Source organism: Trebonia sp., assembly GCF_049794275.1.
Classification (GTDB): domain Bacteria; phylum Actinomycetota; class Actinomycetes; order Streptosporangiales; family Streptosporangiaceae; genus Trebonia.
This window is the reverse complement of the sequence record NZ_JBARCR010000691.1, coordinates 1-4,712: the sequence shown is the minus strand read 5'-3', so window position 1 is coordinate 4,712 and position 4,712 is coordinate 1. Positions and strand designations below refer to the sequence as shown.

4 protein-coding genes and 1 pseudogene are annotated in these 4,712 nt (G+C 68.7%); 3 read left to right on the top strand and 2 right to left on the bottom strand.

All coding sequences use genetic code 11. From position 1 onward, the window contains the following. Positions 1–731 (top strand): annotated as a pseudogene (locus tag WA805_RS18480) (hypothetical protein); the annotation flags it as partial. 119 nt (positions 732–850) lie between these two features. Here WA805_RS18480 and WA805_RS18475 read toward each other — a convergent pair. Continuing rightward, positions 851–1,198, bottom strand: coding sequence for a histone-like nucleoid-structuring protein Lsr2 (locus WA805_RS18475; protein ID WP_422280786.1), 348 nt, complete (start codon positions 1,196–1,198; stop codon positions 851–853). Positions 1,199–2,117: 919 nt separating this feature from the next. On the opposite strand from WA805_RS18475, the gene WA805_RS18470 reads away from it, so the two are divergent. Both WA805_RS18470 and WA805_RS18465 read left to right on the top strand, forming a co-directional pair. Continuing rightward, positions 2,118–2,426, top strand: coding sequence for a hypothetical protein (locus WA805_RS18470; RefSeq protein ID WP_422280788.1), 309 nt, complete (start codon positions 2,118–2,120; stop codon positions 2,424–2,426). Positions 2,427–2,729: 303 nt separating this feature from the next. Beyond that, entirely contained in the window at positions 2,730–3,521 is a 792-nt protein-coding gene (locus WA805_RS18465) for an LLM class flavin-dependent oxidoreductase (RefSeq protein ID WP_425242947.1), read from the top strand. Positions 3,522–3,544: 23 nt separating this feature from the next. Here WA805_RS18465 and WA805_RS18460 read toward each other — a convergent pair whose 3' ends face one another. Then, positions 3,545–4,309 (bottom strand): SDR family NAD(P)-dependent oxidoreductase, encoded by a 765-nt coding sequence (locus WA805_RS18460; RefSeq protein ID WP_422288398.1) that lies wholly within the window; start codon positions 4,307–4,309, stop codon positions 3,545–3,547. Between the last annotated feature and the right edge of the window lie 403 nt (positions 4,310–4,712).

Here is a 4,712-nt window from a genome sequence, read left to right as displayed (position 1 = left end):
CGTCACGGCCCCGCGCCACGGACGCGGGCCCGGTCGCGCTGCTGCTGCTCGCGGCGATCGGCACGGTGGCCGCCTTCGTGCCCTCATGGGACACCTACACGCTGACCCAGGCCTCGACCGGGACCTCGCAGACCGTCACGGCGGGCAACGCGTTCGCCAGCCCGGCCCCGGTGATCGCGGGGAACGTCGCCGTCATCGTCGCGGTCGTCGTGGTGGCGCTGCTCGCCGCCTTGTGGCGTCCGGCACGCCAAGGCGCGGCACTGCTAGCTGGCGCGATACTGCCGCTGGCCGCGCAGGCGATATCCGCGCTTATCCAGGCGGGCGAGCCCGCGACGCCGGCGATGTTCGGCATCTCGCAAAGTCAGGCCGCCGGGCTGACGATCAGCTCCGGTCTCACGCCGATTTTCTGGGTTTACTGTGTGTTCGTTATATCGCTGCTCATATCGTGTGCGTGGATGCTGACCGCCCCGCAGTATCACGCAATGCCGGCCGGGCCGCTGCATCCTGCTCCCGGTCATGTCCCGCCGGCGCAAAGCGCCGCCCCCGGCGGAGCCGCCGATAGCGGAGCCGAAGCCGCCGATAGCGGAGCCGGAGCCGGCGATAGCGGAGCCGAAGCGCGTGATAACGGGGCCGGAGCGCGTGACAGCGGAGCCGGAACCGGCGATAACAAGGCCGGCGATGCCGGCGATAGCAACGGCGGCGAAGACCACGAGGAATCGACATACGCCTGAGCGCGTCACCCGGCGTTCCATCCTGCGGAACAAATAACGCCCCCCGGCTGCCTCGCCGGGGGGCGTTACGCTGAATGTGGTCGCGGGTCGCGGGGAAACTAGATATTTCTACGCACCGGTTACTTACCGGTCGCCGCCTGGTACTTGGCGACCAGGTCCGCTGGCACCCGGCCGCGGTCCTTAATGTCATAACCCTGCTCGCGCGCCCAGGTCCTGATCTCGGTGGTGTTGACCGCAGAGCCAGCCCCCCTGCTGGTCCTGCCTGCGGTGCGGCCAGCGCGACGGGCGCCGCCGCCCACCTTGCGGGCGTGGGTGACGTACTTGGCGATGGCGGAGCGCAGCTCCTCCGAGTGCTTCGCGTTGAGGTCGATCTCGTATTCCGTGCCGTCTAGCGCAAAGCGCACCGTGCCTTCCGCCGTCCCGCCGTCGATGTCGTCGATGAAGAGTGTCTGAATCTTCTGGGCCACTTGGATTTCCGCCTTTCGTGGTATCGACAGTCATCATAATCGATGACCGCAGTGTTACCGGCGCCGGACCCACCCCGTCCCAACGCACGACAGCAATTGCCGGAGGCCGCACCCGGGTTGCTGACGCTATTGTGCCGCGCATAGCAGACGCAATCTTATCTGACACGCCCCATTGCATGTGACATTCACGACCATCTGGGCGAGTCGCGCGGTGCCGCGATCGCTATGCGAGACCGGGGTTCACACATCACAACCCATAACGAGGACAACGGCTGGACCGTGTCAGTCGTTACCGCAAAGAGGTTAGATGTGTCCCGGATTACAGGTGGTACCCATCTCATCATGAGACAACCTCATCATGAGACAACCGCGCGCACTTGGCCGGTGTTCACCGTTTGGCCGTCGAGAGTTCCGGCATCGGCGGTGGAGGCGGCGCGAGCGCTCGCCTACCGTGCTGGCTAAATATTCGCATCGCAAGGATAGGCAGGGGTTTCCATGGCCTTTCGCACGGCTACGTCGCGTCGTGCCGGCGCGGGAAAATCCTCGGGACGCTCGCGGTGCTGCTCGCGGCGGCACTCGCGACGAGCCAGCCGGATCCGGTGCTAGCCGCTACGCCGGTCAGGGACGCTGCGCCGGTCGCGGGCGGCCTGCCTACCGTCGTCCGCTATGGCACCCCGGGATTTCCGAAAACCGCCGAATCCTGGCCGGCTAACCGCGGCAATCTCTTCGCCGGCGGCGCCGGCGGTACCGGGAAACTCGTTCAGCAGACGTCCGTCACACCGAATGCGCGCTACGACATCGCCGGCTGGCTTGGCGGCACCAGACCAGCACCGCGGAACTCACCGTTCAGTTCACGGGCACAAGCGGGCGAATTCTCGCTACGCCCGCGATCGGGCCGGCCGGGAAACAGGCGAAGCCGGTGCTCGATTACCGGCGGGCGGCCGGCACGGTTCCCGCGGGCGCGACGCGGGCCCGGGTGACGATCACGCTGACGACCACCCGCACCGACTGGAATGGCCCCGACGCGCCGCAGACCGGATATAACTACGCGACCGCCGCCGATATCAGCCTGACCCTTAACCGGTCGGCCCCGGCGCCGGCACCGCTGACGCCTCCAGCGGCCGACGTCTTTCTCTTCTACTTCGAAAACGAAAACTACAGCCAGGTCATCGGTAATACCAAGCAAGAGCCGTACCTGAACAGCCTCCGGGCCGTGGCGCCACGCTGACGAACTTCTACGCGGAAGAGCACCCGAGCGACGCCAGTTATCTCGCGCTCGCCGGCGGCAGCGCGTTCGGCGTCCCGCTCACCGATCCAGCAGAGGAGAATCCGCTATACACCATCGGCGCCGCGAACATCGGCGATCTCGTGACCGGCAGCGGCGAATCATGGAAGGCCTATCTGCAGAGCGCGAACGGCCCGTGATCGACACGAAAACCGGCCACGTCTACCCGCCGATCACGGTCGGCAGCTACCCGGTAGCCGCGGTCGTCACGGGCTGAACGACCCGCGTGCCATACCCTTGGGCCGCGTGACGACCTTTGGCGCGACATGCATTCCCCAGGTTCCCCCGGAACGGCTGCGCGAAGTCGCGCGCGCGGCGGAAGACGAGGGACTGGACGAGCTATGGCTCTGGGAGGACTGCTTCTGGGGCGGCGGGGTCGCGACCGCCGCGGCGGTGCTCGCCTGGACCGCGCGGCTGCGGGTGGGAATCGGCGTGCTCCCCGTTCCGCTCAGGAACGTGGCGCTCACCGCGATGGAGACCGCCACGCTGCACCGGCTGTTTCCCGGCCGCCTGACGGTCGGCGTCGGCCACGGCGTGCAGGACTGGATGGGCCAGGTGGGCGCGCGCCCCGAGTCGCCGGTCACGTTGCTGCGCGAGTACATCGAGGCGCTGCGCGCGCTGCTGCGCGGTGAGCAGGTGACCACCCACGGCCGCTACGTGCACCTGGACGACGTGCAGCTCGGCTGGCCGCCCGCCGCCGCGCCCGAGGTCCTCGCGGCGGCACGAGGCCCGCGCACCCTGCGGCTGAGCGGCGAGGTCGCGGACGGCAGCATCCTGGACCGGGTCACGACCCGCGAGGAGTTCAGGACCGCTCGCGAGTCCATCGACGCGGGCCGCGCCGCCGCGGGCCGCTCCGGCCCGCACCGCGTCATCCAGTACCTGGCGGCGGCCGACTCGGCCGACCCCGCCGCCATCGCGGAAACGATCCGCGCCTGGGCGGCGGCCGGCGCCGACACGATCGTCGTGCACCCAGCCGCCGCCGACCAGGACCCGATAGCCCACATCCGCTTCGCCGCCCAGGTCCGCCAGCTCCTGTGACACGGTCCTGGCCGGCTCGCGGGTCAGTAGTGGATCGGCCCGACGTTGCCGCCGCTCGCGGTGATCGCGTCGCCGTTGAGCGCGACGCTCTTCGGCGAGGCGAGGAACGCGACGACCGTCGCCACCTCCTCGGCGGTGACGAGCCGCCCGATACCGATGGAGGCGCCGATCCGGCGCTCGATTTCCGGCACTGACACCCCGGCGCGTTCGGCTCGCAGCGCGAGGGTCTGCGGGGTGTGTTCCGTCACGGTGACGCCAGGGTGCACCACGTTGACGTTGATGCCGTCCTTGCCCAGCTCGTCGGCGAGGTTCTTGGTCATGGCGGCGACGGCCACGTTGCGGACCGAGCCGGTGATCGCCCCGGTGGACCTGGCGGCCTGGCCGCTGATGTTGATGATCCGGCCCCAGCCGGCCGCCCGCATCAGCGGCACGACCTCGCGGATGCACCGCAGGTAGCCGAGCACCTTCACGTTGACCTGCTCGGAGAAGTCCGCGGCGTCGAACTTCTCGATGCCGGTCACGGCGCCGGTGTTCGGCCGGGCCGCGGCGTTGACCAGGATGTCCACGCCGCCGAGCCCCTCCGCGACGGCACGCACCGCCGCGCGCACCGACTCGTCGTCGCCGGTGTCGGCGCTGACCGCGAGCACCTGCCGCCCCGACGCGGCGGCGACCGTCTCCCGCGCCGCCTCGAGGGCCGCCTTGTCCCGCGCCAGCAGCGCGACATCCGCGCCCTCCGCCGCGAGCGCCTTGGCGACCGCCAGCCCGATCCCGCGGCTCCCGCCGGTCACAAGCGCGCGTTTCCCACTCAGCTCAAGATCCACTCGGCGATCTTCTCACGGCCGCTGATCGCGAAAACGCGCGCGGATACGTGACTTTGCGCACTTCCCGGCACCTTGTGCACCGCATGACCACTTGTGACCGCTCACCCCGCCCCGAATCTGGTCATTTCATGCACAAAGTCCACGCGAGTGAGTCGCGTGACTAGTGGGATCGCCTCTGCCGCGCTCGGCCGCCGGGAGGTAATACCTAGGACCACTTTGTAGACGTCGTGACCACATGTGACCGGTCACTCGACCCGCAAAGTGGTCACCACGTCTACAAAGCCAACGGAAGTGACTTATGTGACCAATGGGAGCCGCCCCCTGCCGCATTTGGCGCTTGGGGATCCACGCGCAGCGCCACTTTGCATAC